At 65.6% G+C, this 26931-nt stretch carries 24 protein-coding genes, 1 tRNA gene and 1 other RNA gene; 7 read left to right on the plus strand and 19 right to left on the minus strand.

From position 1 onward, the window contains the following. Positions 1–83: 83 nt before the first annotated feature. The 7 genes from WAB17_RS14075 to WAB17_RS14105 all read right to left on the minus strand — a co-directional run bounded on the left by WAB17_RS14075 (position 84) and on the right by WAB17_RS14105 (position 7360). Positions 84–425 (minus strand): YbaB/EbfC family nucleoid-associated protein, encoded by a 342-nt coding sequence (locus WAB17_RS14075; RefSeq protein ID WP_435417968.1) that lies wholly within the window; start codon positions 423–425, stop codon positions 84–86. After that, entirely contained in the window at positions 422–2218 is a 1797-nt protein-coding gene (locus WAB17_RS14080) for a DNA polymerase III subunit gamma/tau (protein ID WP_435417969.1), read from the minus strand. The genes WAB17_RS14075 and WAB17_RS14080 overlap by 4 nt, the downstream gene beginning before the upstream one ends. A 55-nt stretch (positions 2219–2273) precedes the next feature. Continuing rightward, an RNA gene (ffs, locus tag WAB17_RS14085) (signal recognition particle sRNA small type) lies at positions 2274–2368 on the minus strand. Positions 2369–2414: 46 nt separating this feature from the next. Then, positions 2415–3560 (minus strand): hypothetical protein, encoded by a 1146-nt coding sequence (locus tag WAB17_RS14090; RefSeq protein WP_435417970.1) that lies wholly within the window; start codon positions 3558–3560, stop codon positions 2415–2417. A 42-nt stretch (positions 3561–3602) separates the two neighbouring features. Then, a complete protein-coding gene (locus tag WAB17_RS14095; protein WP_435417971.1) occupies positions 3603–3881 on the minus strand; it encodes an NADH dehydrogenase ubiquinone Fe-S protein 4 in 279 nt (92 codons plus the stop codon). A gap of 15 nt (positions 3882–3896) precedes the next feature. Continuing rightward, positions 3897–6326 (minus strand): ATP-dependent helicase HrpB, encoded by a 2430-nt coding sequence (gene hrpB, locus WAB17_RS14100; protein WP_435417972.1) that lies wholly within the window; start codon positions 6324–6326, stop codon positions 3897–3899. Positions 6327–6337: 11 nt separating this feature from the next. Further along, complete coding sequence (locus WAB17_RS14105) at positions 6338–7360, minus strand: polyprenyl synthetase family protein (protein WP_435417973.1); 1023 nt, start codon at positions 7358–7360, stop codon at positions 6338–6340. A 106-nt stretch (positions 7361–7466) separates the two neighbouring features. Between WAB17_RS14105 and WAB17_RS14110 the strand changes: the two genes are divergently transcribed. Then, a complete protein-coding gene (locus tag WAB17_RS14110) occupies positions 7467–7751 on the plus strand; it encodes a chorismate mutase (protein ID WP_435419398.1) in 285 nt (94 codons plus the stop codon). A gap of 52 nt (positions 7752–7803) precedes the next feature. Here WAB17_RS14110 and WAB17_RS14115 read toward each other — a convergent pair whose 3' ends face one another. From WAB17_RS14115 to WAB17_RS14130, 4 genes are all read right to left on the minus strand, one after another. Continuing rightward, entirely contained in the window at positions 7804–9123 is a 1320-nt protein-coding gene (locus WAB17_RS14115; RefSeq protein ID WP_435419399.1) for an ATP-binding protein, read from the minus strand. Positions 9124–9214: 91 nt separating this feature from the next. Further along, on the minus strand, positions 9215–9892 hold the full coding sequence (locus WAB17_RS14120; protein WP_435417974.1) for a response regulator transcription factor: 678 nt from the start codon (positions 9890–9892) through the stop codon (positions 9215–9217). A 94-nt stretch (positions 9893–9986) separates the two neighbouring features. Beyond that, the gene (locus WAB17_RS14125) at positions 9987–10286 is read right to left on the minus strand and encodes a PepSY domain-containing protein (protein WP_435419400.1); all 300 of its coding nucleotides are present in this window, start codon (positions 10284–10286) and stop codon (positions 9987–9989) included. Positions 10287–10366: 80 nt separating this feature from the next. Then, positions 10367–11107, minus strand: a complete 741-nt coding sequence (locus WAB17_RS14130) for an SIMPL domain-containing protein (protein ID WP_435417975.1) — start codon at positions 11105–11107, stop codon at positions 10367–10369. Positions 11108–11235: 128 nt separating this feature from the next. Here WAB17_RS14130 and WAB17_RS14135 point away from each other — a divergent pair, with 128 nt between their 5' ends. Both WAB17_RS14135 and WAB17_RS14140 read left to right on the plus strand, forming a co-directional pair. Then, entirely contained in the window at positions 11236–12801 is a 1566-nt protein-coding gene (locus tag WAB17_RS14135; RefSeq protein ID WP_435417976.1) for an amidohydrolase family protein, read from the plus strand. Positions 12802–12852: 51 nt separating this feature from the next. Then, a complete protein-coding gene (locus WAB17_RS14140) occupies positions 12853–14655 on the plus strand; it encodes an ABC-F family ATP-binding cassette domain-containing protein (RefSeq protein ID WP_435417977.1) in 1803 nt (600 codons plus the stop codon). A gap of 58 nt (positions 14656–14713) precedes the next feature. Here WAB17_RS14140 and WAB17_RS14145 read toward each other — a convergent pair whose 3' ends face one another. Next, positions 14714–15187, minus strand: coding sequence for a DUF6456 domain-containing protein (locus WAB17_RS14145; protein WP_435417978.1), 474 nt, complete (start codon positions 15185–15187; stop codon positions 14714–14716). A 95-nt stretch (positions 15188–15282) separates the two neighbouring features. Here WAB17_RS14145 and WAB17_RS14150 point away from each other — a divergent pair, with 95 nt between their 5' ends. Both WAB17_RS14150 and WAB17_RS14155 read left to right on the plus strand, forming a co-directional pair. Next, on the plus strand, positions 15283–15867 hold the full coding sequence (locus tag WAB17_RS14150) for a helix-turn-helix domain-containing protein (RefSeq protein ID WP_435417979.1): 585 nt from the start codon (positions 15283–15285) through the stop codon (positions 15865–15867). Next, entirely contained in the window at positions 15864–17045 is a 1182-nt protein-coding gene (locus WAB17_RS14155) for a glycosyltransferase (RefSeq protein ID WP_435417980.1), read from the plus strand. The genes WAB17_RS14150 and WAB17_RS14155 overlap by 4 nt, the downstream gene beginning before the upstream one ends. Here the strand turns inward: WAB17_RS14155 and secF are convergent, their stop codons facing one another. The 3 genes from secF to yajC are packed head-to-tail and all read right to left on the minus strand — an operon-like array spanning position 17046 to position 19965. Continuing rightward, a complete protein-coding gene (gene secF, locus WAB17_RS14160; RefSeq protein WP_435417981.1) occupies positions 17046–18026 on the minus strand; it encodes a protein translocase subunit SecF in 981 nt (326 codons plus the stop codon). An 11-nt stretch (positions 18027–18037) separates the two neighbouring features. Beyond that, complete coding sequence (gene secD / locus WAB17_RS14165) at positions 18038–19624, minus strand: protein translocase subunit SecD (protein ID WP_435417982.1); 1587 nt, start codon at positions 19622–19624, stop codon at positions 18038–18040. 17 nt (positions 19625–19641) lie between these two features. After that, the gene (yajC, locus tag WAB17_RS14170; RefSeq protein WP_435417983.1) at positions 19642–19965 is read right to left on the minus strand and encodes a preprotein translocase subunit YajC; all 324 of its coding nucleotides are present in this window, start codon (positions 19963–19965) and stop codon (positions 19642–19644) included. A gap of 213 nt (positions 19966–20178) precedes the next feature. Between yajC and WAB17_RS14175 the strand changes: the two genes are divergently transcribed. Both WAB17_RS14175 and WAB17_RS14180 read left to right on the plus strand, forming a co-directional pair. Next, a tRNA-Pro gene (locus WAB17_RS14175) sits at positions 20179–20255 on the plus strand. 66 nt (positions 20256–20321) lie between these two features. Continuing rightward, positions 20322–20798 carry a lasso peptide biosynthesis B2 protein gene (locus WAB17_RS14180; RefSeq protein ID WP_435417984.1) on the plus strand — a complete coding sequence of 159 codons (477 nt, stop codon included), beginning with the start codon at positions 20322–20324 and terminating at the stop codon, positions 20796–20798. Here WAB17_RS14180 and WAB17_RS14185 read toward each other — a convergent pair. The 4 genes from WAB17_RS14185 to WAB17_RS14200 form a co-directional block, all read right to left on the minus strand. Further along, positions 20795–22090: a sugar MFS transporter gene (locus tag WAB17_RS14185; RefSeq protein ID WP_435417985.1), complete on the minus strand. Its 1296-nt coding sequence runs from the start codon at positions 22088–22090 to the stop codon at positions 20795–20797. The genes WAB17_RS14180 and WAB17_RS14185 overlap by 4 nt on opposite strands. 95 nt (positions 22091–22185) lie before the next feature. Beyond that, positions 22186–24567 (minus strand): glycoside hydrolase family 3 N-terminal domain-containing protein, encoded by a 2382-nt coding sequence (locus tag WAB17_RS14190; RefSeq protein ID WP_435417986.1) that lies wholly within the window; start codon positions 24565–24567, stop codon positions 22186–22188. An 82-nt stretch (positions 24568–24649) separates the two neighbouring features. Then, entirely contained in the window at positions 24650–25858 is a 1209-nt protein-coding gene (locus WAB17_RS14195; RefSeq protein ID WP_435417987.1) for an MFS transporter, read from the minus strand. Then, positions 25858–26931, minus strand: a complete 1074-nt coding sequence (locus tag WAB17_RS14200) for a LacI family DNA-binding transcriptional regulator (RefSeq protein WP_435417988.1) — start codon at positions 26929–26931, stop codon at positions 25858–25860. Before WAB17_RS14200 ends, WAB17_RS14195 begins: the two co-directional genes overlap by 1 nt.

Below are 26931 nucleotides of genomic sequence, written 5' to 3' on the forward strand. Positions count from 1 at the left end.
GGGCCGCGCTTGTCCGGAATATGGGAAGGGCATCACCGGCCCGCAATGCCCGGCCCCATGCCAGCTGTGCAAAGCTTGGCGTGTTATCCCATGCCGGGCAGGTTGAATCCCGGGGGGAGGCCGATGCCGCTCTGGATCCGCTGCATCTCCTCGGACGAGGCATGATCGGCCTTGCCCCGTGCATCGTTGAAAGCGGCGGCAACCAGGTCCTCCACCATCTGCTTTTCTTCCGGCTTCATAAGGCTTTCGTCGATGGTAACACCAAGGATGCGCCCCTTGGCCGTGCAGCGAACCTTGACCAATCCGCCGCCCGCAACGCCCTCGACCTCGATCGCATCGAGCTTGACCTGTGCCTCGTTCATCTGAGTCTGGATCGTTTCCGCGGCCTTCTGGGCGGCGGCGATCATTTCTTCCATCGACTTCATGCGCTCTTGCTCCATTGCGGACGGGGGTGGCCCGCTTCGTCTTCATTGATGATTTCTGCGCCGGGAAAAGCGGTGCGGACAGCCTGCACCATGGGATGGCCTTCCATCCGCGCCTGCAATGCGGCGGCCTGCGCCTCGGCCTGTTCCACCAGGCTCGGCGGCGCATCGGGATCGGTGCGCTGTTCGAGCTGCCAGCGCTGTCCGGTCGCGGCCATCAGGCCGTCGCGGATCTGCGGTGCGATATCCTCGCGGTACTGCGCGTCGCGGGCATAGACCAGCCGGCCCGGCGCGCATTCTATGACGCGCATCTGCAAACGCATGATGCTGGCAGCGAGCGCGTGACCTGAATTCTCGACCTGTTCGACCAGGCCGCCGAAGTCGAAACCTGCCCCTGCAACCGGCTCGCTCGACGGTTCGGCGCCGCCCGGCGTTGCGGGAGCCGGAACGGCTGCAGGCGGACTGGCGGCGAGGCCCTCCAGCTTCTTCGCCAGCTTGCCGGGATCGGGCAGTTCGGCGGCATGCAGCAGGCGCAGCAGGCCCATCTGGGCGGACACCAGCGGATCGGGCGCGGACCTGACCTCGTCATAGGCCTTAAGCAGCAATTGCCAAAGCCGGTGCAACTGCCCGGCCGTAAGCCGCCCGGCCCAATCGGTGAGCATCAAGCGCTCTTCCTCGCTCACGGCCCCGGGAAGGTCGGCGCCCAGCTGCGCCAGCGTGATGCGGTGGACGATCTCCATCTGCGAGCGCATCAACGCCAGCGGCTCGACCCCGAGCGAGTACTGGTCGGCAATCGCCGCCAGCAGGGCCTTGGCATCGCCGTTGAGGATGGTCCCGAGCAAGCGGCGCTGCGCGCCCTTGTCGGCGAGCCCGAGCATGTCGCGCACCCGCTCGGCCGTGACCTTGCCCTCACCGTCGAGGTCGCTGTGGGCAATGGCCTGGTCGAGGATGGAGAGGCCGTCGCGCACCGAGCCTTCCGCCGCCGAAGCGATCATGGCGAGTGCCTCCGGCTCGGCTTCGACGCCTTCTTCGCCGCATACCCAGCCGAACTGCTGCTGCAACAGCCCGGCGGGGATACGGCGCAGGTCGAAGCGCTGGGTACGGCTGAGCACGGTGACCGGCAGCTTGTCGACTTCGGTGGTGGCGAACAGGAACTTCACATGCGCCGGCGGTTCCTCAAGTGTCTTCAGCAAGGCATTGAAAGCATTGCGCGACAGCATGTGGACTTCGTCGATGATGTAGATCTTGTAGCGCGCCGAGACGGCGGCATAGCGGACCGCCTCGATGATCTCGCGCACATCGTCGACGCCGGTGTGACTGGCCGCATCCATCTCGATCACGTCGATATGGCGGCCTTCAGCGATGGCTATGCAAGGTTCGCACTGGCCGCAGGGATCGATCGTCGGCCCGCCCTGCCCGTCGGGACCGATGCAGTTGAGCGCCTTGGCGATCAGGCGCGCGGTCGAGGTCTTGCCGACCCCGCGCACGCCCGTCATCAGGAAGGCATGCGCCAGCCGGTCGCGCGCTATCGCATTGGCGAGCGTGCGCACCATCGGTTCCTGCCCGATCAGCTGGCTGAAGGTCTGCGGGCGATACTTGCGAGCGAGGACGCGGTAAGGCTGGCTGGCGGCAGGCGTTGCCGATATTGCCGATGCAGGAGCGGGTGCCGCTACCTGAGCGGGATCGCCGAACATCGAATTCTGCCCGGCAGCCTCGAGCTCGGCCGCGCTCGGCGCGGGCTCGTCGCCCTCCACTTCCCATGGCGGCGTGTCGGTGCTGTCCGGTGAATCACCCATGCAAGGCTAGGTAGGCGTTCAAACGCCCAATGTCATGCCGATGGATGTGGGAAAATGAAGAGGAGCCGGCCGACCCGTCGCAATCCACCTGGGCTGCTTCCTTCCGGACCTGACCCGGTGAGCGAACGCAAACGTCCGACCGACTCCCGGCGGCGCATATGGCTGCGTCGCGACCGATTTGCAAGAAGGGCGCGCGCTAGTCGACGCGAAAGCCGCGCTTGGTACCCTCAGCGATCAGGGCAGCGTTGATTGCCGCAAGGCGGGATGCTTTCGCGCTTGCGATGACCCGGTCGCCCTCGAACATATCCTTCACCGCCTGGCATACTTTCGTGGCGTTTTCAGGCCCTGACTCCTCCTTGATCGTAGCGACCGCGACAAATTGATCGAGCAATGCCTCGAACGAGACGCCATCTTCGTCCGGAGTAGCGCTGGCTTCGACATCCCACAGCTCGTCTTCGGTCAGGATCGCGTCCGCGACGAGTTTCCATCGGAGCCAGGTGTTCAGCCGCTGCTGGTAGGTCGATACTGTCGAAACATCCGGGACGTCTCCATAGCGCTCCACGATGATGGGACCGACCTGCCCCACATCGTCGGTCGCGCCCAGCCGATCACGCAATTGCGGATCGGTACAATCGATCGAAGCGAGCCAGGTGGCAATGTCCCTGTCGCCATCCGAGTCTGGTTTGCCCGGTTGGAGGGATCCTGCCGCGAGGCGCCCCTCCTTCTCCTCGCTATCGAGAGTCAGCAGGGAGGCTTCGCCGCAACGAAGCGTATAGCCCCGGATCAGGCCGAAGGTATCGATCTCGATCGCGAGACGGCGTAGCCCCCCGGCGATTGTGAAATCTTTCTCGAACCGGCTTCCGTTCATGGAGAAGAGCGACATCTCTTCTTCAGGACGCGGTTCCCAACCACCTGCAAAAAGCAATGTGCCGATGTGCTCGCGCCAATCGTCGAGCGTTACGTTTTCGGGCACCACACTGCCGTAATCGACCGCCATGAGCAGCCCGGACCAGTCTGTTGGCTGGAGGCGTGCTTCCTCGAAGCCGGCAGCTTTGCCCAAGCCTTCAACAATTGCCAGTCGGGCCTCGATATCGTCGGAAAGGTATTTTCGCGATTGTCCCACATCGGCTTCGCCAAACGCGAGCGGATTTCCGCCGACGCCAGGGCACAGCCCTTCGATCTGCTCGAGACTGGGAAGGGGCGCCGCCCACTCGAGAGCAGGCTGCGCTGCCAGAGAGGTCGAGGAGACGAGACTTGCCCACGCGGCAACAGCAATCTTCATCGTGAAACCCTTTCGCCGGCGAGGATTCGGCATGCTGGCTAGATGCTTGGCCCCAACCAAATCAAATCCGGCCCGCGATGCAATCCGGAAATAGCGTCCGGTTCACCGGAAATTGTCGGAGTAGGCCTGGATCTTGAGTGCCTTGGGCGGTGTCGCATGCACGCGCGCCGGGATGCCGTATTTGTCGGCATAGGCCTTGGCCGCGGCGATGGTCGGGAAGGTCAGCACGACCTGCGCCTGGGTGTCGCCGCTGCCGGTCCAGCCCATCAGCGGATCGGGTGTGCGCGCCTCGCTCTGCTCGAACTCGAGCACCCACTCATCTGTACGGGCCTTGCCCGATTGCATCGCGCTCTTGGGACGCTGGAAGATACGTGCAGCCATGGCGGTGCCCCTAATTCACGAATCGCCGCGTGAAAAGGCGTTCTTGGTCTTGAGGCTGGGCTTTTCCGCCCATGGCTCGTCGGGCCAGCGGTGCTTGGGATAGCGGCCCTTACCGTCCTTCCGGACGTCGCGCCACGACCCGCGCCAGAACCCCGGCAGATCGCGGGTGGCCTGCATCGGCTTGCCGCCGGGGTCGGTCAGCTTGAGCAGCAGGGGCGTGCTCCCGATCATCGGGTGCCGGTCGAGCCCGAACAGCGCCTGCACACGAACCTCGACGCTCGGCGCATCGTCCCCGGCGTAGTCGATGGCGTGCGACGTCCCCGCGGGCGAGGTGAAATGACGCGGGGCGAGGCTGTCGAGCCGCTGCCGATCATTCCAGTCGAGCTGGCCGATGATTGCTTCGACCACCCTGCCCCGGTCGAGATCGAGCGAGCGCTTGCCTTCGAGCAAGGGGGCAAGCCACGCCGGTGCCGTATCCTTGAGGCCATCGGCCGAAAGACCCTCAATCCCGGCGAAGCGCCCGCGCGCCAGCAGGTCTGCCGGAACAAATTCCCCCAGCTTCTCGACACACTTGTCCACAAGCATGTCCACAACCGCCTGCGGGTCCGGCGAAGGGTCGGGGCCGCTGCTCAGGACGATCTGCCCGAGCCGCCGTTCGCGCCGCGCTTCGACGCGTTTTTCGGCCGCATTCCAGCGCAGTATCGTCGATTGCTCGATCTTCTCGGCGAGGGAAGCTTCGATATCGGCGGCAGACAATTCCGCCGCCGCCGTGATCCGCGCGCCCTTGGCCTGCCCCTGCGCATCGGCGATCACCAGCCACTCGGCCCGCGCCAGCGAGGACGCCGGATCGAGCCGGTACCCGCGCCCGCCCGCCGATAGCCAATCCTGGCCCGAAGAATCGCGCCGCTTCGCCACCATTTCCGGCATGGCCCGCGCCAGATGCAGCGCGGGGGCGCTCTTTGCTTCACCCGCGCTTGCGGCCAGTTGCTCGGCCTTGCGCGCCCAGCGCATTGCCAGCTTGCGACTTGCCTCGGCGCGAGACGAGCGGTCGGCGTTCCAGCGCGCCAGCCGCGCCAGCAGATCCTCGCCTCGCCCGCCCAGACCACGCTCCTGCACCAGCAGCGCCAGCCGGGCGACGTCTTCGGCCTGACCAGCCTCGGCCCCTGACAGCACTGCAGCCGCAACGCCGGGATCGAGTGGCAGCGATGCAATCTTGCGGCCAAGGTATGTTATTCGCCCGGCAGGGTCTATCGCCTCTATCCCGAGCAATCGCGCCTTCGCCGTGGCCAGCGACGCCTCTGGCGGCGCATCGAGCCAAGCCAAGGAGCGCGCGTCCTGCGTCCCCCACTGCGCCAGCGCCAAAAGCAGCGGCGCGAGGTCGGAGGTCACGATCTCGGGCGGGTCGAACTCCGGCCTGCCGGCGTGGCCGCCTTCCTCCCACAGGCGATAGACGACGCCCGGCCCCTGCCGCGCCGCACGCCCCGCGCGCTGAGTGGCCGAAGCCTGGCTGGCGCGACGGGTGACGAGGTGCGTGCCAGCCGCCGCCCGGTCATACTCGGCGCGACGGGTAAGGCCGCTATCGACCACCACCGATATGCCGTCGAGCGTCAGAGAGGTTTCGGCAATCGCCGTCGCCAGCACGATCCGCCGCCGCCCATCCCGGTCGCGCCGGATGGCCAGCCGCTGGCCCTGCGGCTCGACCTGGCCATGAAGCGGCAGGATCGGCACTTGCGGCAGGCGTGCCTCCAGCCGTTCGCGCACCCGCTCGATCTCCCGCACGCCGGGCAAGAAAGCCAAGATATCGCCATCTTCCTCGCGCCACGCAGCCATGACGGCATCCGCGACATGATCTTCGACCGGCAGGGCAGGATTGCTGCCGTACCATTCGATCCGCAGCGGATAGCTCTTGCCTTCGCTCTCTATCACCGGCGTGCCTTCGCCCAGCAAACGGGCGAAACGCGACCCGTCGATGGTGGCCGACATGACCACCAGCCGCAGGTCTTCGCGCAGCACCTGCTGGCTCTCGATCGCGAGCGCGAGACCGAGATCGATGTCGAGATGGCGCTCGTGCGCTTCGTCGAACAGCACGGCGGAAACGCCCGCCAATTCCGGATCCTCGACGATGCGGTTGACGAAAATCGCCTCCGTCATCACCAGCACCCGCGTTTTTGCCGAGGTCTTGCTGTCGAGCCGGGTGAGATAGCCGATCGTCTCGCCCGCCTGCTCGCCCAGCATCTCCGCCATGCGCTCCGCCGCGGCGCGGGCGGCGACGCGGCGCGGGCTGAGCAGGATGATCTGCCAGTCGCACCAGTCTTCCGACAGAAGCGCCGGGGCCACCGCAGTCGTCTTGCCGGCGCCGGGCGGCGCGATCAGGACAGCGCCGACAGATACCCCCAGCGCCTGCCGCAGTCGCGGAAGGACGGCTTCAACCGGCAGGCCTGCCATGGATGGAGCGCTCAATAGCCCCGCGCGACCGCGAACAGGGCCGCTTCCGCCATGGCTTGCCGAGCCTTGCTGTCGGGGAAAATCGATATCGCATCGATGGCCCGCTGCGCGAAATGCCGCGCGCGGGCCCGCGTATCTTCGACCGCGTTGTGGCGCCCGATGAGCTCAACGGCATGGGCGAGGTCTTTATCAGATGTGCGATGGCCCATGATCGCAGCCTTCCAGAAGGTGCGCTCTTCCTCCGATCCACGCGCATAGGCAAGGATCACCGGCAAGGTCATCTTGCCTTCGCGGAAATCGTCGCCTTGGTCCTTGCCCATCTGCGCCGCGTTGGAATCGTAATCGAGCGCATCGTCTACGAGCTGGAATGCAACGCCAAGGTTCCGGCCGTAGTCATCCAGCGCGCGTTCCTGTGCGTCGTCGCATTCGGCTACCACGGCCGAAATCCTGCTCGCCGCAGCGAACAGGGCAGCCGTCTTGGCGCCGATGATGTCCAGATAGCGCGCCTCGCTGGTCTCGATCTTGCGCTGGGCGCTGAGCTGCGCGACCTCGCCCTCAGCAATCACCGCGCTCGCATTCGACAGGATCTTGAGCACCTTGAGGCTGCCGTCCTCGGTCATCAGTTCGAAGGCGCGGCTGAAGAGGAAGTCGCCGACGAGGACCGTCGCCGGATTGCCGTAGATGATGTTCGCCGCGGCTTTGCCGCGCCGCATCTCGGATCCGTCGACCACATCGTCGTGGAGCAAGGTCGCGGTATGGATGAACTCGACCGCGGCGGCCAGCTTGTGATGGCGCGTGCCTTGGTAGCCGACCAGTTCCGCCCCAGCGAGCGTCAGCATCGGGCGCAGCCGCTTGCCGCCCCCCGAGATGAGGTGCCCCGCAAGCGCCGGGATGAGCGGAATTTCGCTCTGCATCCGGTCGAGGATGACCGAATTCACGGAATTCATCCCCGAGGCGGTCAATTGCAGCATCGGCTCGAGGGTCGGCGCGGGATCCTCGTCCTGCCGCTTCAAAGGGATAATATCGGCACTCATAGCAGCAATCCCTTGGCCCTCGCCCATGCGCTTGGCAAGACGGCATTTGGTGCTAGCCTCGGTACCTGACGTAGGCGGAACAGGGACGGACGTGACCGACAATTCCATCGAAGACCCTGTGCTGGCGGCCTATCGCCGCTCGATTGACAATATCGATGCGGCGTTGATCCACATGCTGGCGGAACGGTTCCGCATCACCCAAGCCGTCGGCGCCTACAAGGCCACGGCCGCTCTGCCCCCCGCCGATCCGGAGCGGGAGAGCCGCCAAATCGCCCGCTTGCGCGCGCTGGCCGAAGAAGCCGAACTCGATCCGGAGTTCTCCGAGAAATTCCTGCGCTTCATCATCGACGAGGTGATCCGTCACCACGAACAGGCACGCGGGGAAAGCTAGGGCCGGACCAGTGCCGCTTCACTTTGGGGAGACTTTGTCGGCCCCGGAGGATTTACTGGACGCCGTAGCGCGGGAGGATCAGGCGGACCAGTAATCCGCCGAGATCCTCGCTCTCGTCGAGTTCGACTCTGCCGCCATAGATTTCGGCCACATCCCTGACGATGGCGAGGCCCAGGCCGGTCCCGGGCTTCCCCGTATCGAGCCGCGCACCGCGATCAAAAATACGGCCGCGCTCCTCCTCCGGGATGCCCATTCCGTCGTCCTCGATCCAGATAAGGCATTCGAGTGATTCCGGGTCGGTATCGATCGTCACAAACACGCTTCCACCACCGTATTTGGCCGCGTTCTCGATGAGATTGCCAAGGATTTCGTCGAGATCCTGGCGTTCGATGGCAACAACGGCATCCTTGTTTCCGTCGACGTCGAACCGCGTGGAACCGTAGATCCGCGTCACCGCTCTCAAGACGGACTCGGCGCTCGGCCAGACTTCCGCCCGCGCGAGGCCAGTCGAACGCCTGCCGACGGCCCTCGCCCTCGCCAGATGGTGCTCGACGTGTCGCTGCATGGACTTGGTTTCCCGGAACACAAGTTCCGCGAGCTTGGGATCCTTGGCGGTCGCTGCATTGGTCAGCACGGTCAACGGCGTCTTGAGGGCATGGGCCAGGTTCCCGGCATGAGTCCTTGCCTCCTCCGCCTGGCGTTCCGAATGCTCCAGCAGCGAGTTCAGCTCTTCGACCAGCGGCCGAACCTCAAGCGGCAGGGGGTCCGTCACGCGGTTGGTACCCGTAGTCCTTATCTTCTGGATCGCCATACGCACCCGGCGCAGGGGCCGCAGGCCATAGTAGCTTTGCAGTGCCGCCAGCATCAGGAGGCCGAGCGCCAGGACCACGAAGCTCCAGAAAAGGATCGACTGGATGCGGTTGATCTGTGCATCCAGTTCACCCCGCGCGGATGCGACCGTGAATGTCCAGCGGGTGTCACTGCCGGGCAGGATGACGGTGCGTTCCACCACCCGCAAAGGTTCGTCTTCGAACTGGTCGCTATCGTAGAAATGCGGTTCGTCGTCGATATGCTCGCCCTGCACCTCGAGGGTGCGATCCCACAGGCTGCGACTGGGGAAGGTATCGCGGCCGGGTCCGCTTATCTGCCAGTAGACACCGCTGTTGGGCTCCAGGAATCGCTGGTCGCCGAGGGGCCTGTAAAGCTGCACATCCCCCCAGTTGTCGATTTCGGCCGAGGAGAGGAGCGCGGTCTGCACATATTCCAGCTGCTCGTCGAAATTGTTCTCGACCAGCCTGGCGAGCGTCCGGTTGAGCGCGATGCCGCCACCTAGCAGCAGGACGAAGATCCACGCTGCGGAGATCAGCATCATCCGCCGCGACAGGCTGCCGGTATGGGGCGCAACCGCGCCTGCCGCAGCCGCATGAACCGGTTCCGCCGCGAAACCGGCGGTTGGCCGACCGTCAGGCGCGGGGGACGTCGGCGGGGTCGTCGAGGCTGTAACCGAGGCCACGGATAGTCGTTATCACATCGGCACCCAGCTTCTTGCGGATGCGCGTTACGAAGACCTCGATCGTGTTGGAATCGCGGTCGAAATCCTGATCGTAAATATGTTCGATCAGTTCGGTGCGGCTGACCACCTTGCCCTTGTGGTGCATCAGGTAGCTGAGCAACTTGTATTCTTGCGCGGTCAGCTTGACGGGCTCCCCGCCCAGTGAAACCCGGCCCGAACGCGTGTCGAGCCGTACGTCCCCTGCGGTCAGCTCGCTGGAGGTGTTGCCCGATGCACGGCGGATCAGGGCACGGAGGCGAGCGATCAGTTCCTCGGTCTGGAACGGTTTGGCAAGGTAGTCATCGGCACCCGCATCGAGCCCGGCCACTTTGTCGCTCCAGCTGTCGCGCGCCGTCAGCACCAGCACGGGGAAGGTCCGCCCCTCTTTGCGCCACATGCCAAGCACCGTCAGTCCGTCGATCTCGGGCAAGCCGAGGTCAAGGATGACCGCGTCGTAATCCTCGCTCGACCCCATGTAATGCCCGTCTTCGCCATCGGTCGACAGGTCCACCGCATAGCCGTTCTGTTCGAGCGTGTTCTTGAGTTGCTGGCCGAGGGTAGGTTCGTCCTCGACAATCAGGATGCGCATCGTGTTCGGGTCCCCTGGAATACTTTGGCGAAGCGTATTGGCGGCAAAGGCGTTCCCGCGTCAACACGCACGCATCCGCTACACCCGATTGCGGTCAGCCGGTCTTTCGCAGAATCCGCCCCGTCCTCGCATCCACGTCAATAAAAACGACGCGGCCCTTGCGGATGAATTTGAGCCGGTAGGCCATCGCCGCCGAGTCATACGCGGGGCCGAGATACTCGGCGTCACCCATAGTCGGCAGGACGCGCCGTTCGATTTCCCGCAGGGACAGCACATTACCGGCGCGCATTTCCTTGCGCGCTTCGCCCTGGGGGTTGTCCTGCGCCAGCGCAGGTGCGCACGGCAGTGTGAACAGCAGGCCGGCAATGGCCGGAGCGAGGATGGCCCTGTGCATCATGCCGCCATGCCTATTCCCGGGCCATTGAACAAGCCGTGAATGCCGCCAACGCCCCGGGTTAAGGCACGTCGGCCGACCTACCGCACCATTTCATAAGTCAGCTGGACATTGACCCCGGTGCCGACGAGGCCGGGCTCGATCGGGGGCGGCGGCGCAGTGGATTGGAGCCGCGACGCGGTGACCACAATGGCAGAGCTATCGTACATTCGCGGCGAAGTCTGGATCGTTTCGGCGACCTGCAAGAGGCGTACGCCGGAATAGCCGGCGGCGAGCGCATATTCCTGCGCCTGTGCCTGACCGCGGGCGAGCCCACGCTTGCGGGCATCCGCCTTTGCAGCCGTATCGTCCTCGATCGAGAAATTGGGTCCGAACACGTTGTTCGCGCCAGCCGAAACCAACGCGTCGAGAACTTCGCCGCTGCGCTTGATGTCGCGCAATTTGACACTGACCTGGTTAGAGGCCGTGTAGCCGAGGAACACCGGGCGTCGACGGGCCTGGTCGTAATCGTAACGGGCATTGAGGGTGACGCGCGTAGTCTGGATGTCGCGCGGCGCGATGCCAAGCGCCTTGATGAGATCGATCACCCGCTGCATGTCGGCCGAATTCTTGCGCAACGCCTCCACCGCAGTCGGCGCCTCGGTGTCGACACCGGCGCTGATGGTCGCGATATCCGGCTCCACCTCGACCTGCTCGAAGATGTTGAGCTCCACCACCGGGTTGGTGGCCGCAATGGTGACTTCCGCCGCATGGGCTTGCGGCATGGCGACTGCCATCGAAGCGGCCGCCGCGGCGAGAGGTGCGAGAAACTTGGCTTTCACTGATAATCCTCCTGTACTGCAACACTGACTGCGGTCGGTGCGATGAAGCCGGGTTGAACGGCGACAGCGCTCTTCCCTTGTACCTCCGTCCGGTTTACGCCGGTCCTACGCGATAAAGGGGGTTCGGCATGAAATGGTTCCGCAAGACGCTGATTTTGCTCGCCACTATGGGCCTTTCCGCACAGCCGGTTGGTGCGCAGATGGAACGCGTTCCCGACAGGCCAGCCGGCGAAGGCGAAGGCCCCTACCCCACCTTGCTGATCAGGGGCGCAAGCCTGATCGACGGTTCGGGCGCACCGCCGGAAGGGCCGGTTGACATTCTCGTCAGGGGCAAAACGATTGCAACCATCGCCCGCGGGGGGAGCAATCTTTCCGCCGACCGGGTGATCGACGCAAACGGCATGTGGGTGCTGCCCGGATTCGTCGATGTCCACGGGCATAACGGCGACCCGGACAAGGCTCCGCAGCCGTCCTATGGCTTCAAACTGTGGCTCGCCCACGGCGTTACCACGGTGCGCGGCGTCGGCTTCGGCTGGGGGCCGGACGATCCCTCGCTCGACATGAAGAGGCGCAGCGAGGCCAACACGATCACCGCGCCGCGCCTCTTCGCCTATGCCGTCCCCGGCGATGTCTGGCCGAACGGCGACGTGACGACGCCCGAGCAGGGCCGCGCCTGGGCGCGCTGGGCCAAGGCGCGCGGGTATGACGGGATCAAGTTCTTCAACAGCGAGGATCCGGCCACACTCGCCGCGATCCTCGACGAAGCCGACAAGATCGGGCTCGGCAGCGTCGCCCACCTCGGCCAGCGCGGCGTGGGCCAGGTGAATGCAGCGAAGGCGGTCGCACTCGGCCTTGACGGGATCACCCATTTCTACGGCCACTTCGAAAGTCTGCTCGAAGGCCGCCAGGTTCCGGACTATCCGCCCGGCTACAACTATCTCGACGAACAGTCGCGCTTCGGCACCATCGCACGGCTGGAGGCGCAGGCGGTCGAACCGGGCAGCGAGAAGTGGAAAGCCTATGTCGACGCGCTGGTCGAGAGCGGAGTGACGCTGAGTCCGACCTTCAACATCTACTCCGCCAGCCGCGACGTAATGCGCGCCCGCACGCTCGAATGGCACGACAAGTACACCCTGCCTTCGCTGATGCGGTTCTACGAGCCGAGCTTGACCAATCACGGCAGCTACTATCACGACTGGTCGAGCGAGGACGAGGCGGCGTGGAAGCGCTTCTACGCCAAGTGGTTCGCCCTTACCCGCGACTTCAAGGACCGGGGCGGCACGATCACGGCGGGGTCCGACCCCGGCTACATCTACCAGACATGGGGCTTCGCCTATATCGCCGAGCTGGAAATGCTGCGGGAGGCAGGGCTGACGCCGATGGAGGTGATCCAGGCCGCCACGATCAACGGCGCGCGCGAGATCTACAAGTCCAAGGGGACCGAACCGCCCTTCGGCATCATCCGCGAAGGCAAGCTGGCCGACATGCTGATCGTCCCTGCAAACCCGCTGGAGAACCTCAAGGTTCTCTACGGCACCGGTCACAAGCGCCTGAACCGCGAGACCAACACGATCGAGGTAGTCGGCGGGGTGCGCTGGACCATCAAGGACGGCATCGTCTACGACGCGCCAAAGCTGCTGGCGGACGTCGCCCGCATGGTCGAAGAGCAGAAGGCGGCTGAACTGCAGCCCTGAGCGCACTCGCCGCTTGCGGAGACCCGCCCCCTCCCCTAGCTGACCCCGCCTATGGCACAGCCACCGATCTTGAGCTGGGAAGGACTCGGCCTGCAGCAGGGCGGACGCTGGCTGCTGGGCGGACCGGAGCGGGAGGATATCGACCTCCACATCGGCCCGCGCGACCGGCTGGCGCTGATAGGCCGCAACGGCGCGGGCAAGACCACGCTGTTCCGCCTGATCGAGAACAGGATCGAGGCCGATCGCGGCCTGCGCAAGGTGAAGCCCGGCTTGCGTATCGTCGTGCTGGAGCAGGATCCCGACTTCACCGGCTTCGACACGCTGATGGACTGGGCGCTCGGCGGCGAGACTGCGCCCGAACGGCACGAGGTCGAAGCCATCGCTGGCCAGCTCGGCATCGACATGGCGACCGAATCCAAGGGCGCCAGCGGGGGCGAGCGACGCCGCGCCGCCATCGCCCGCGCGCTGGCGCAGGATCCCGACCTGCTGCTGATGGACGAGCCGACCAACCACCTCGACCTCAGCGCCATCGAATGGCTCGAAGGCTGGCTCGATCGCTACAAGGGCGCCTTCATCGTCATCAGCCACGACCGGACATTCCTCAAACGGCTGACACGCGCCACCCTGTGGCTCGACCGCGGCATCATCCGCCGCAAGGAAGTCGGCTTCGGCGGCTACGAGGCGTGGGAAGAGCAGGTCTATGCCGAGGAAGCCCGCGCCGCCGAGAAGATGGATGCCAAACTCAAGCTGGAGGCCCACTGGCTCGAACGCGGGGTGACCGCGCGGCGCAAGCGCAACCAGGGCAGGCTCGAGGCACTTTGGAAGATGCGTGCCCAGCGCGCGGCCATGATCGACACCTCGGGTTCCGCCAAGTTGAAGCTCGAGGTCGAGCAGGACTTCAAGTCGAAGTCGGTGATCGTCGCGGAGGGTATCTCCAAGACCTATGGCGACCGCACCGTCATCAAGCCGTTCTCCTTGCGCATCCAGCGCGGCGACCGCATCGGCATCGTCGGGTCCAACGGCGCGGGCAAGACGACGCTGCTCAAGATGCTGACCGGCGAGCTCGCCCCCGACACCGGCAAGGTCGATATCGCCAGGACGCTGACCGGCGTGATGATCGACCAGCAGCGCAGCCTGATGGAGCCCGACCGGACAGTGCGCCAGGTGCTGGCCGAAGGCGGCGACTGGATCGACGTGCGCGGCGTGCGCAAGCATGTGCAGGGCTACCTCAAGGACTTCCTGTTCGATCCCAAGATCGTCGATACCAAGGTCGGTATCCTGTCGGGTGGCGAACGCTCGCGACTGCTTCTGGCGCGCGAGTTCGCCAGGAAGTCCAACCTGCTGGTGCTCGACGAGCCGACCAACGATCTCGACCTCGAAACACTCGATCTTCTTCAAGAGGTCATTGCCGACTACGAAGGCACCGTGCTGATCGTCAGTCACGACCGCGACTTCCTCGACCGGACGGTGACGCTGACGCTGGGGCTCGATGGCAGCGGCAAGGTCGATGTCGTGGCCGGCGGCTATGCCGACTGGGAGGCGAAGCGATCGGACAAGGTCGCCGGCAAGCCGAAAGGCGACACCAGGGCGACACCCAACGCGCCCCCGCCCCCGCCGCCCAAGTCCGGCAAACTCACCTACAAGGACCAGCGCGACTACGAAATCCTGCCCGCCCGGATCGAGGAGCTCGAAGCCGCCATCGCCAAGGGCGAGCAAATCCTCTCCGATCCCGCGCTCTACACTGCCGATCCGCAGAAATTTGCCACCATCTCCGAGGGCATCGCAAACGCCCGTGCGGAGAAAGAGGCGGCCGAGGAACGCTGGCTGGAACTGGCAGAACTGGTCGAGGGCTGAGCCACTCCGCGAAACGGTTGGACCACATGTTACACTGTCCAAGGGCAAAAAAGCCGGCTCATGCGATGCGGTAGAATTGCGCCACCCGGTCGAGCGCGATCCGCAGCACCAGCTTGCCTGAACGCGCCGGCCATTCGAGGCCCTTCTCGGCGTCCGGCAGGCTCTCGCCCGCGCAGACGACGCGCCAGAGGATATCGGACAAGCCTTTGCCCGCTTCCGCGATGGCACCGTGGAACCGGTCCTTGGCGGCGATCTGGCGCTCGGTCGGGCTTAGCCCCACATCCGCCGCGCCCCTGATCCGCACCGGATCCCACCGCATCGTCACGCTGGGAGAAAGCTGGGCACGCTCGTAATCGGCCCGCAGCCGCTCGCCGGCGTCGAACAGCCGGTCGTCCAGATGGCCGCGGGCATGCAGCCAGGCGATGGGGCTTTCGGCAAGATTGACAGTCACTGTCCGCCGTTTGCCCTTCGCGCCGCTTCCCCTCGATGGACCTTCTTCCGTCAGTTCGCGTTCGACGAGTTGGCGCTGCATGGTGGGTCTCCTTTGAAGGGGTGGGAGGCAGCGCTTGCCAAGTTCGGGTTATTGTAGGAAAGTCTTTTTACCAATTCGGTTATAGAGAGTGCCCTATGATCAACCGCATCCGCGATATCCGCCGCGACAAGGGCATGACCCTTGCCGACCTGGCAGCGGCCTGCAATCCACCCACCACAGCGCAGACCATCGGCCGCCTCGAAACGGGCATGCGCAATCTTTCGCTCAAATGGATGGACCGGATCGCCGCCGCCCTGGGCGTCGATCCGGAAATGCTGGTCCGTTCGGAATCGAACGATCATCCGCAGGTCGTCGCCACCCTCGGGCTCGAAGGCCCGGAGGCTCTCGCCGCCCCCCGTGACGCCCTGCTCCCGACCGAACTCGGCAGCGCCAAGGGAATGGGGGGCCCGCTGATAGTCCTGACGGTCGAGGCCGCAACCGGCCCCTATTTGCCGGGCGACCAGCTTTGGCTCCGGCAGATCGGCCCCGAACACGCCGCCCGCGCCATCAACCGCGACGTCCTTGTGCCGCGCAAGGGCGGACGGTTCGCCTTCGGTCGGCTGATCGACCGGCAGGGCAAGCTCGTCGGGCTGCTGCCTCCCGGAACCGGCCAGAAACAGCAGGTGGTGGACGATCCGGCCTGGATCGGTGTCGCGGAAATGCTGGTGCGCGGGCTGTGAAGAGGCTCCTTTCGCTCTCCACTCTCTATCCCAATCCCGCGCGGCCACGCTTCGGCACCTTTGTCGCGCGCTCGCTGGAGGCACTGGCCGCTCGCGGCGACTGGGATGTCACCGTCATCAATCCCGTCGGCCTGCCTCCCCTCGTGTTCGGCCCCTATCGCGAAGCAGCCGGCGCGGCCGTCGACGGTGAGGAGCACGGGGTGCACGTGCATCGCCCCACCTTCACGCTCATCCCCAGGCTGGGCGGCCGCTTTAATCCCGGTGCGATCGCGCGCGCCGTGTTGCCGCTGGCAAAGCGGCTCCATGCCCGGCAGCCTTTCGACGTGCTCGACGCGCAGTTCTTTTATCCGGACGGTCCGGCAGTGGCGAAGATCGCGCAGGAGCTGGGCCTACCCTTCTCCATCAAGGCGCGCGGGGCCGATATCCATCACTGGGGCGGCATACCCTATGCCAACCGGGCGATGCGGCAGGCGGCGGGCAAGGCCGCCGGACTGCTGAGCGTGTGCGAGGCGCTGGCTGGCGACATGGCCGAGATCGGCCTGCCGCGTGACAAGGTCATGATCCACTACACCGGCCTCGACCGCGACCGGTTTCGTCCCTTGCAAAGCCCCAATTTGCGCCCGCGACTGGCGGAAGAACTGGGGCTGCCGCTGCGCCATGACGAAACCCTGCTCGTCACTGTCGGCGCCCTCATTCCGCGCAAGGGGCAGGAGTTCGTGATCCGCGCCCTGCCGCAACTTCCTGCGACACGGCTGCTGCTGGTCGGCAGGGGAGAGGACGAGGACAGGCTGCGGGCGCTGGCCGGTGACGCGGGACTGGCCGACCGGGTGCATTTCCTCGGCTCGCTCGATCACGACCTGTTGCCGCTGGTCCTCTCCGCCGCCAACGCCATGGTTCTGCCTTCGGCCAGCGAGGGGCTCGCCAATGCCTGGGTTGAAGCGCTCGCCTGCGGGACGCCGCTGGTGATCACCGATGCCGGTGGGGCGCGCGAGGTGGTGACGTCCCGCGCCGCAGGTCTGGTCGTCGAGCGTTCGGCGCAGGCGATCGTCCACGGGGTCGAGGCACTGCTCGCCGATCCACCCGCGCGCGCCGATACCGCAGCCATGGCGCAGCGGTTCGACTGGAAGGTCAACGCCGCGACGCTGGCGGATTACTTCACCCGCATCGCGCAGGCGTGATCAGCCCTCGCCGCGCGCCAGCTTTTCCTGCTTGTCGATCTCGTCCTCGCGCGGGATGAAGCTGTCGCTGGTCACGCCCAGCCAGATCAGGATCGGCGCCGCCATGTAGATCGAGCTGTAGGTACCGACAAACAGGCCCAGCGTGATTGCCGCGGTGAAGCCGAACAGGCTTTCCGGCCCGAAGAACAGCAGGGGCACCAGCGCCACCAGCAGCGACAGCGAGGTCATGACCGTGCGCGACAGGGTTTCGTTGACCGACAGGTCGAGCAGCTCGGGAACCGGCATCTTGCGATATTTCTTCAGGTTCTCGCGGATGCGGTCGTACACGACGATGGTATCGTTGAGCGAATAGCCGATGATCGCCAGGATCGAGGCCACGATGGTCAGGTTGAATTCGAGCTGGAACAGCGCCAGCATCCCCATCGTCAGCGACACGTCGTGCACCAACGCGAACATCGCCCCGACGCCGAACTGCCATTCGAACCGGACCCAGATGTAGATCGAGATCGCGATCATGGCGAACAGCAGGGCCTGCAGCGCGGTGTTCCGGAATTCGCCCGACACCTTGCCCGACACGGAATCGACGCCGTCGATACGTACATTGGGATGGTCGGCGCGAATGGCCGTGGTGATGGCCGTGGTCACCCGGTCGGCATAGGCCTTGTCGCCCTCGGCCTCGGCGGGAAGACGGACGCGAATCGATACCTCGTTGGGGGCGCCGAACCGCTGGATCACCGGGTCGCCGATGCCCTGCACCGCGCTGACGGTGGTGCGCAATTCGGCCACGTCGGCCTGTGCCTCGCCCACGAAGGTGGCGCGGATTTCCTGGCCACCGGCGAAGTCGACGCCGTAGTTCAGCCCCTTGGTCAGGACGAGGCCCCAGCTTGCCGCGATCAGGATAAGGCTGACCACGTAGAACGGGATGCGCAGGCTGAGGAACTTGATGTTGGTGTCGTCGGGGACGAGCTTGAGCAGTTTCATCGTCCGCCTCCTCAGATGTTGAGCTCGCCGGGCCGCGCGCGGCGGAGCCAGCCGGAAACCCACAGGCGGGTCAGGGTAACGCCGGTGAAGACGCTGGTGAACAGGCCGATGATCAGGACGACGGCGAAACCGCGGACCGGACCCGAGCCGAACAGGAACAGCAGCACCCCGGCGATGAAGTTGGTGATGTTCGCATCGTAGATCGCCCGGCTCGCTTCCTTGTAGCCGTTCTCGACGGCGGCGATGACCCGCCGGCCGCGCTTGCGTTCTTCCCGGATGCGTTCGTAGATCAGCACGTTGGCATCGACCGCCGCACCGATGGTCAGGATGAAGCCGGCAATGCCGGGCAGCGTCAGAGTCGTGTTCATCACCGCCATGATGCCGAGGATCATCAGCGCGTTAAGGATCAGCGCCGAGGTGGCATAGAGCCCGAACCGGCCATAGGTGACGATCATCAGCAGGATCACAAGCAGCGAACCGACCGCCATGGCGATCATGCCCTTGCGGATCGAATCGGCGCCAAGGTCGGGCCCGACGGTGCGTTCCTCGACGATGGCGAGATCGACCGGGAGCGCGCCCGAGCGCAGGGAGATCGCCAGCTGGTTCGCGCTTTCCGTGGTGAAGCTGCCCGAGATCTGGGCCTGCCCGCCGAGGATGGCTTCACGGAAGACGGGTGTCGACAGCACCTTGCCGTCGAGGATGATCGCGAACAGCTTGCCGACGTTCTGCGTGGACAGCTGGGCGAAACGTTGCCCGCCCTGCGCATCGAACTGGATGCTGACGACCGGCTCGTTGGTCTGCTGATCGACGCTGGCGGTAGCACCGATCAGGCTGTCGCCCTTGATGCCGCCGAGACGCCGCACGGCCACGAAGCCTTCGCCTTCGGCATAGGGGAAGATCTGGCTCCCCGGCGGCGCGATGCCCTGCTGTACGTCGGCCGGGAGGGCGTTCTCGTCGACCAGCTTGAATTCGAGCTTCGCCGTCTGGCCGATCAGCGCCTTGAGCTGTTCGGGATCGTCCAGCCCGGGGACCTGTACCACGATCCGGGTGTCGCCCTGGCGGATGATCGTGGGCTCGCGCGTGCCCAGCTCGTCGATACGCTTGCGCACGACTTCGGTCGCACTGTCCATCGCGTCGGTGACGGCCTGGTCGGTCGAGCCCGATGCGGGTGCGATCACCATGCGGTTGCTGTCGACCACGCTGAGGTCCCATTGGCGCGTCAGCCCGGTGCCGTTGAGGATCGGCGTCAGCGCCTCGCGCGCCCGGTCGATATCGGCCGGATTGTCGAGCAGGAAGCTGAGGCGGCCGCCGGCGGTCGAAACGTCGCCGATGCGCACGCGCGGTTCCGCCTGGCGCAGCGCGTTGCGGACGGCTTCCTCGAGGTTTTCGAGCCGCTGCGCCGCGACCTGTCCGGTCTCGGCCTCCAGCAGGATGTGGCTGCCGCCGGCAAGGTCGAGGCCGAGGTTGACGAGCGGCTGCGGCAGGCTGTCCGGCCAGCGCACGGAGGTCGCGGTCAGCAGGGAAGGCAGCGCCAGGCCTGAAAGGACCAGCGTCAGGCCCCACAGCCACGCCTTTTTCCATCGCGGAAATTCGAGCATCTGCTTGTCCCGTCCCGTCAGTCGTTCGCGGCGTCGCCGCCGGGCGGGATCACCTCGCCGATCGTGGCCTTGACCGCCTTGACGCGCACATTCGTGCCGAGATCGAGGTCGACGTAATGCTCGTCGACCTTCACGATCTTGCCCACCAGGCCGCCGGCGGTCACCACGCGGTCGCCCTTCTTCAGGCCGGAGATCTTTTCCTGGTGTTCCTTCTGGCGCTTCATCTGCGGGCGGATGATCAGGAACCAGAAGATCAGCGCCATGCCGACGAAGGGCAGCAACTGGATCCAGAAAGGCGGCGCTGCGGCACTGGCGGCGGCGGCGGAAAGGAAATCGAACATCGGACTAGGAACCCTGTCGAGAGATGCGGGGCCGGTACAGGCCGGAAACGGGCAGGTGGTGTCTTAACCCTCGCCCGCCAAGCCCTGTGGCGGATAATGGCGCGGCGCCTAGCAAGTGTGGTGCAATTGGGCAACGCGAATACGCGATAATTCCCCCTATCTGGGCGCTTGCCACCCGTGCCGAGCCTGCCTATAGGCCGCCGCTCCACTGATCGGGAAGTAGCGCAGCCTGGTAGCGCATCACACTGGGGGTGTGGGGGTCGCAGGTTCGAATCCTGTCTTCCCGACCAGTGGAATTACCCCCCACAGCATTGTGCCTCCTTCCCCTGTGCCCCGACGGTGCTAAGGCCGCGTCCATGGGCGCTCGGGAATTCATCCGCCGCAAGCTTGCCGGGGCAAGGCAGTATTCGCCGGCCGAGCTCGCGCTTGTGCCGGCCGCGCTGGTGCTGCTCGGCTTTGCCCGCCTCGCCATCGCATCCTTGCCGCTGGGGACCTACCGCCCCTGGCTGGGCCGGCCCGTCGCGCCAGACACTACGCCACGCCCGGCCAGTGCCAGCGCGGACAAAAGGGCCAGAGCCGTCGGCCGCGCCGTGCGTGCAACGGCCTCGGTCACCCCGTGGCGAGCCGATTGCTTGCCCCAGGCGATGGCCGCGGCGGCGCTATTGCGTGTCCTGGGCGTACCCTACCGACTGTCGATCGGATGGGGCGATGCGACGCCCGGGCCGGAGCGCCAGCCCATGCTGGCCCATGCATGGCTGGAAGCGGCAGACAGGGTCGTCACGGGCGGGCCGCTGCAGCCGGACCAGAAGGCCCGACTGGCGTTCACGGCCTAGGCCGGGTTGCGGGCGAAAATCCCGAAGCCGGCGATGATGGCATAGCACGCGGCCGGCAGGACGAGGGCAATGGCAAGATTGCCGCCCGTCGCATCGGCCAGCATCCCCGTCAGCAGCGGAATGACGGCACCGCCGAAGATCGCGATGTTGATGATCCCCGATCCGTCAGCCGCCTTCGCCCCGAGCTTTTCGCACGCGAGCGAGAAGATCGTCGGGAACATGATCGAGTTCATGAGACCGATGGCGAGCAGGCTGTAGCCGGCCACCGTGCCGGTCGTGGTCGTCGAGATCCCGATAAGTGCAATCGCCCCCACCGCGACTGCCGCGAGGATGAGCCCTGGGCTGATGATCCGCAGCAGTGCCGAACCGATAATACGGCCTACCAGCGCGCCGCCCCAGTAATAGGCGATCATGTGACCTGCCGACTGTTCGTCGAGGCCCATGACATGCGACTGCATGAGATAATTCACGATCAGCGAACCGATCGCGACCTCGGCCCCGACATAGAGGAAGATGCACGCGGCGCCATACCCGAACCGCGGCCGCTTAAGCAGCTGGAAGCCGCCGGCCACTGACGACTGTTCGTGCCTTTCGCCCTTGAGCCTGTTGCGGAACATCCAAACGACAGCGGCAATCACTGCCAGCGCCACGGCGAGACCGATGTAGGTGCGCACGATCGCGGCGCTTTCGGCGGTGCGATAGGCGTCGAGTTCCGCGCCCGAAAGTTCAGCCGCCGTCACCCCTGCAAGGCTGCCGAGAATGAGGGTGGCGCCCACGATCGGGAAAACGGTCGTGCCGAGGCTGTTGAAGGCCTGCGCGAACGTCAGGCGACTGTGAACTGTCTTTTGCGGACCAAGCAGGCTGATCAGCGGATTGGTCACCACCTGGACGACCACGACACCGCTGGCGAGGATGAACAGCGCCAGGAGGAATACCCAATAGGTTGCCGTCTGGCTGGCCGGGATAAACATCAGGCAGCCCGTCATCATGGTCAGCAAGCCGACCACGGCCCCGCGCATGTAGCCTATCTTCTTGACCAGCTGCGCGCCCGGGATCCCGATGACGAGGTAGGCGGTGAAGAAACAGAACTGCACCAGCATGGCCTGCGTGTAGTTGAGCGTGAAGAGCTCCTTCAGCTTCGGCAGGATGACGTCATTCAGCGAGGTTATACCCCCGAAGATGAAGAACAGCGCGAAGACGAAATAATTGAGGCCGGGCGCGTCGATGGCGGTGCCGTGGTCCTCCATCGGATAGCTGTCGGTGCTTATTGCGATGTCGGGTGCCAGTGCCATGAAATCCTCCCAGAATCCGCCTTTGCGACGGCAATATGCAGGGCCTAACGCAATGCTGCGCCGGGTCTATGCGAATTCGAATGCGTATCCACCGCTCAGAACGAACACTCGGCACCGGCAGGGAGCGCCTGCCGCTCCACCCGCGCGACGCGGATGACCAGCGGAGCCGCGCTTTGCAGGACTAGGGTATCGCCCAGCCCCGGTGCACAGGCATCCGAAATCACCATTTCACGCCAGCCCTTGCCAGCCCCCAGCTCAAGCTGGCGTGTGATGTCGACGAGGTTCGTCCCGACCCTGAGCGTAACCGGCCCGGCAGGGGCATCGGCGAGATTGTAGAGGATGCGGTAGCCTCCCTTCCCGCCAGCGGCCTGCTGCAGCGTCAGCGACGCGCCCGGCCCGAAGGTGATTTCGCGGGCATCTTCCTGCCGTTCCTTGTCGACCCCGCGGGCCACGATCCCGCCGCCCTCGCCGCGCAGGTTGGGGAGCGGTGTCGAACCGCCCTTGGCGACGATGCCGTCCGACAGGCGACCCAGGTCATACCAGGCGGTCGCAGCCGGCTGGTCGAGGTAACCGCAGGTCTCGTCCAGCTCGGCAAGGCGCGAGGTATTCTCGACCGGGCGGCCATAGCCGACCGTGAACAGCGCCCCCACCGGCCCGTTTACCGGAGCCCCGCCGCAATCCGCCGGCCAGCTGAACGACAGCCGGCCACTGGCCGGCACCTTGCCGTAAAGGACATTTGCAACGCCCGCCCCCTCGCTGCCCGGAAGCCAGCTGGCAACAAAGGCGTCTGCGGCATTCAGCTCGCGGTTCACCCACAGGGGGCGACCGGAAAGGAACACGGCGACGGTGGGAATTCCCTGGGCCTTCAGCTTGCGCAGGAGCTTGAGCCCTTCTTCGTCGCTGAACACCAGCGTTTTGCGGTCGCCGGCGAACTCGGCATAGGGCTGTTCGCCGAAGACGACGACGGCACTGTCGGGCTTTTCGGTCCAGCTACCGTCGGGCGAATACACCGCCTTGCCGCCGCTCTCGCGTGCGGCATCGGCCAGTCCGGCCCAGATCGATGTGGCGCCCGGGAAATAATCGTTGGTCAGCTCGCGGCCGCCCTGCCACGTCAGCGTCCAACCGCCCGAAGCCTGGGCGATGCTGTCGGCAGCAACGCCTGCGACCAGTATGGATCCCCCGCGCTTCAGCGGCAGGACCCCGTTGTTCTTCAGGATGACCTGCGACTTGGCCACGGCTTCGCGCGCGATGGCGCGGTGCTCAGCCGAACCGAGCAAGGCCATGTTGCCGGCATTGGGCCGCGCCGAAGGCTTGGCGGCTCCGTCGCCAAGGATGCCGGCCCGCAGCTTGGCCCGCAGAACCCGGCCGACGGCCTCGTCGAGGCGGGCCATCGGGATCGTCCCGTCATTGACCTGCGCGACGAGATTTTCCAGCAGGGGCTTCCACTGGTCCGGCACCATGTAGATGTCGAGCCCGGCGAGCAGGGCCTGTGGGCAGTCGGTAACGGTGCAGCCGCGGACCTGGCCATGGCCGTTCCAGTCCCCGACGACCACACCCTCGAAGCCGAGTTCCCCGCGCAGGTAATCCGTCAACAGCGGCTTGTTGCCGTGCATCTTTTCGCCGTTGACGGAATTGAAGCTCGCCATGACCACCTCGACGCCCGCGGCAATCGCCGCGGGATAGGGCATGGCGTGGATTTTCTTCAGCTCCTCGATGTCGCCATTGACGTCGCCGGTGTCGATCCCCTGCGCCGTTCCCCCGTCACCCATGAAATGCTTGGCGGTCGCGATCACCCGGCCGGAACGAAGATAGTCGCCGCTGCCCGGCGTGCCCTGCAGCCCCTCGACCAGCGCGCGGCCCAGCTCGGAAACCAGCACCGGGTCTTCGGAATAGCTTTCGTACGACCTGCCCCACCGGTCATCCTGCGCTACAGCCACGGTCGGGGAGAAATTCCAGTCGATCCCCGTGACTTCGATTTCGGTCGCGGTCGCGGCACCGATCCGGCGGACCAGATCGGCATCGCGCGTGGCTCCCAGGGCAATGTTGTGCGGGAAGATCGTCGCCCGCATCACATTGGTGTGGCCGTGGACCGCATCGGTGCCCCACATGGTCGGAATGACGGGCTCGTCGCCCGGCAGGGGGCGGACCGAAGCCTCGTACATTTCGTCGGCCAGTCGCAACCATTCGCCCGCCTCGGCGAATTCGTCGCCATAGGGGCCGCCGTTGCCGCCGTTGAGATAGCTGCCGAAGCGATAGCGCGCCATGTCCTCGGCCGTGAAGGAATTGATCTGCGGCTGGATAAGCTGCGCAACCTTCCTCTCGACGGTCATGCGGGAAAGCAGGTCGGCGACGACAACCGCCTCGCTATCGGCTGTCTTCGCATCGACCACGGCAATCCGTTCGACAGGCGGCGTCGTGGCGCACCCTGCCAAGGCGATAGATGCACAGGCGGCGACCAGCCAGCTTCGGCGAACCATTCCAAACCCCTCCAAGCCCGTTGGGAACGTTCTCAACCTAACGGCGCGGCGAGGGAATGCAACCCGCAAAGTGTCACGGTTCTCAACCCCTCGCCTGCGGACGGACCAAGGTGAGCAAGAGAAGCGCGGCAAGGCCCGCAAGGCTGGCGAGAAGCCAGAACAGGCCAGCGAACCCGAACGTGGGCACAAGCTGCAACGCCAGCCACGGCATGACCAGCGAGGGCATCGTGTTCGTCAGGTTGAACACGCCCATATCGCGGCCGCGCGTTCGCACCTTCGGCAGCACGCGCAAGGTCTGGCTGGTGTGAAGCGAGAGGAAGATCGTCGCCGCAAGCCCGAAAACGACATAGCCGGCGACGGCCGGGACGAGACTCCTCGCAAGCGCCATCAGCATCAGCCCGAACGATGTGCCCAGAGCACAGACGACCAGCGGGAATATCGGTCGCCCCGTCCGGTCGGACCAGCGCCCGACGAGGATCGCCAGCGGCACCGCAAGGCATAGCACCAGTGCGAAGATACGCGCGGTATCGCTGTCCTTCATTGCCGGATCGATACTGACGAACCAGAGCAGCAGGTAGGCGAACAGGGCCGCCTCCGCCACCTGCACCAGCAGGCGTGCGATCCACATGCGGATTACCGCCGAGCGCCGTTCGAGGTGGCCGCGCGGGGCGTCCGGGTCGGGATCGACGGGATCGCGCATCAGCCATGGCGTCGGCGCGGGGCGTCCCGCCACCAGCACCGGCAGCACCATGAACGCCGACAGGCCCGCCACGAGCCAGAGCCGTGCGTCGGCACTCGCCAGCCCCGGGATCGTCACCAGCGCCCCCGAGGCCGCTCCCAGCGCCGGAGCGAATGCCAGCAAGCCACCGAGAGTGCCCTTCTGCCCGTCCGGAACACAGTCGCCGGCCCAGGCAGTGAGCGGCGCCAGCATCATGTTGAGACCGACCTGCCACACGACAACCCAGACGATCACGGTCGGAAGGCTTTGCGCCAATGGCAAGATCACGAGAAACGCGGACGACAGCGCCAGCCCGCTCGCGATCCAGCCGCGCCGGTGGCCCGTACGATCGCTGAGCCAACCGAACAGAATGTTCGACGTGCTGGCCGCCAATGCGCCGGCCAGCGTGATCCATGCGAGGCCAGCAACCTCCGCCCCGCTGCCCGAAATCTCCGAAATCCTCACCGGCAGCAGGACGGTGAGAAGCGGTACATACGCCACGGCCCCACCCGCCGCGGCGAGTGCATAGAGATACAGGAACCGTCGGTGCTGCTGTCCCTCGACTTCGATCATCAGGCTGGTCGGCGTTCGCCGTGCTTGCGCGGCGGAGCGGTCGACGCCCGTTCGACGAGTGCCCCGCGCACCCTAACCGGCTCGTCGGGCACGGTCCCTTCGCGCGCGGCCTCGATCAGCAGTTCGACCGCCCGCGACGTCGTCTCGGCGATCGGCTGGTCGACCGCCGTCAGCGCCGGCTGGGTGAAGTTGACGATCGGCGTATTGTCGAAACTGATCAGCGAAAGGTCGCCCGGCACGTCGAGGCCCATCTCGCGGGCAAGGTCCAGCGTAGCGAGGGCCATCTGGTCGCTGCTGGCTATGATCGCAGACGGTCGATCGGGTTTGTCGAGCAGCTGGCGGGCGGCTGTCCGGCCGGAATCATAGCCGAAATCGCCCTTTGCCAGCAGGCCCGCAACGGGCAGGCCAGCGCGCGTCATGGCCCTGGTCCAACCGTCGACACGCCAGCCGCTGAGCGAATATTCGGACGGACCGGCAATGAACCCGATGGCCGTGTGCCCGAGCCCGATCAGATGGTCGGTGGCCAGCGCCCCGCTGTATTCGTCGCCCATCGTCATCGCGATACCGGGGCCGGGAGCCACGGAACCGATCCGCGCAAACGGCAATCCCTTTTCGCTGAGGAAGGCTGTGATGTGCCGGTTTTCAGAATGCGGCGGGGTCAAGATCACCCCGTCCGGCTGCAGCGACGCTATGGTGCTGGCAAGTTCGCGCTCGACATGGTCGGCATGGGTGTCGACCAGCTCCACCATCAACCGGTAACCGTGCTTTCCCGCCGTCAGCATTCCGCCCAGCAGCATCTGGTTCACCCAGTCGCTCCCTTGGCGCGCCTCCCATTCGGCAATCGTGCGTTCGCGGTCGTTCAGGGCGAGGATCAGGTAGGAATGCGAGCCGCTCATCCGCTGGGCGGCAATCGACGGGACGTAGCCAAGCCTGTCGATGGACGCCTGGACGCGCTCCTTCATCTCCGGCCGGACGTTCGGGCCATCGTTGATGACGCGGCTGACAGTTTGCAGCGAAACGCCTGCGTCCGCTGCCACGTGCTTGATCGTGACCGCCTGGCGCCGTCTTGCCAT

Source organism: Parerythrobacter aurantius (assembly GCF_045291475.1).
Lineage (GTDB): Bacteria > Pseudomonadota > Alphaproteobacteria > Sphingomonadales > Sphingomonadaceae > Parerythrobacter > Parerythrobacter aurantius.

Coding starts and splice junctions, on each gene's coding strand:
- WAB17_RS14075 (WP_435417968.1), bottom strand. CDS start 425: ATGAAGTCGATGGAAGAAATGATCGCCGCCGCCCAGAAGGCCGCGGAA.
- WAB17_RS14145 (WP_435417978.1), bottom strand. CDS start 15,187: ATGCAGCGCCAACTCGTCGAACGCGAACTGACGGAAGAAGGTCCATCG.
- WAB17_RS14125 (WP_435419400.1), bottom strand. CDS start 10,286: ATGCACAGGGCCATCCTCGCTCCGGCCATTGCCGGCCTGCTGTTCACA.
- WAB17_RS14135 (WP_435417976.1), top strand. CDS start 11,236: ATGAAATGGTTCCGCAAGACGCTGATTTTGCTCGCCACTATGGGCCTT.
- WAB17_RS14105 (WP_435417973.1), bottom strand. CDS start 7,360: ATGAGTGCCGATATTATCCCTTTGAAGCGGCAGGACGAGGATCCCGCG.
- WAB17_RS14140 (WP_435417977.1), top strand. CDS start 12,853: ATGGCACAGCCACCGATCTTGAGCTGGGAAGGACTCGGCCTGCAGCAG.
- WAB17_RS14115 (WP_435419399.1), bottom strand. CDS start 9,123: ATGATGCTGATCTCCGCAGCGTGGATCTTCGTCCTGCTGCTAGGTGGC.
- WAB17_RS14185 (WP_435417985.1), bottom strand. CDS start 22,090: ATGGCACTGGCACCCGACATCGCAATAAGCACCGACAGCTATCCGATG.
- WAB17_RS14195 (WP_435417987.1), bottom strand. CDS start 25,858: ATGATCGAAGTCGAGGGACAGCAGCACCGACGGTTCCTGTATCTCTAT.
- secD (WP_435417982.1), bottom strand. CDS start 19,624: ATGCTCGAATTTCCGCGATGGAAAAAGGCGTGGCTGTGGGGCCTGACG.
- WAB17_RS14080 (WP_435417969.1), bottom strand. CDS start 2,218: ATGGGTGATTCACCGGACAGCACCGACACGCCGCCATGGGAAGTGGAG.
- WAB17_RS14150 (WP_435417979.1), top strand. CDS start 15,283: ATGATCAACCGCATCCGCGATATCCGCCGCGACAAGGGCATGACCCTT.
- WAB17_RS14190 (WP_435417986.1), bottom strand. CDS start 24,567: ATGGTTCGCCGAAGCTGGCTGGTCGCCGCCTGTGCATCTATCGCCTTG.
- WAB17_RS14095 (WP_435417971.1), bottom strand. CDS start 3,881: ATGGCTGCACGTATCTTCCAGCGTCCCAAGAGCGCGATGCAATCGGGC.
- yajC (WP_435417983.1), bottom strand. CDS start 19,965: ATGTTCGATTTCCTTTCCGCCGCCGCCGCCAGTGCCGCAGCGCCGCCT.
- WAB17_RS14120 (WP_435417974.1), bottom strand. CDS start 9,892: ATGCGCATCCTGATTGTCGAGGACGAACCTACCCTCGGCCAGCAACTC.
- WAB17_RS14200 (WP_435417988.1), bottom strand. CDS start 26,931: ATGGCAAGACGGCGCCAGGCGGTCACGATCAAGCACGTGGCAGCGGAC.
- secF (WP_435417981.1), bottom strand. CDS start 18,026: ATGAAACTGCTCAAGCTCGTCCCCGACGACACCAACATCAAGTTCCTC.
- WAB17_RS14180 (WP_435417984.1), top strand. CDS start 20,322: ATGGGCGCTCGGGAATTCATCCGCCGCAAGCTTGCCGGGGCAAGGCAG.
- hrpB (WP_435417972.1), bottom strand. CDS start 6,326: ATGGCAGGCCTGCCGGTTGAAGCCGTCCTTCCGCGACTGCGGCAGGCG.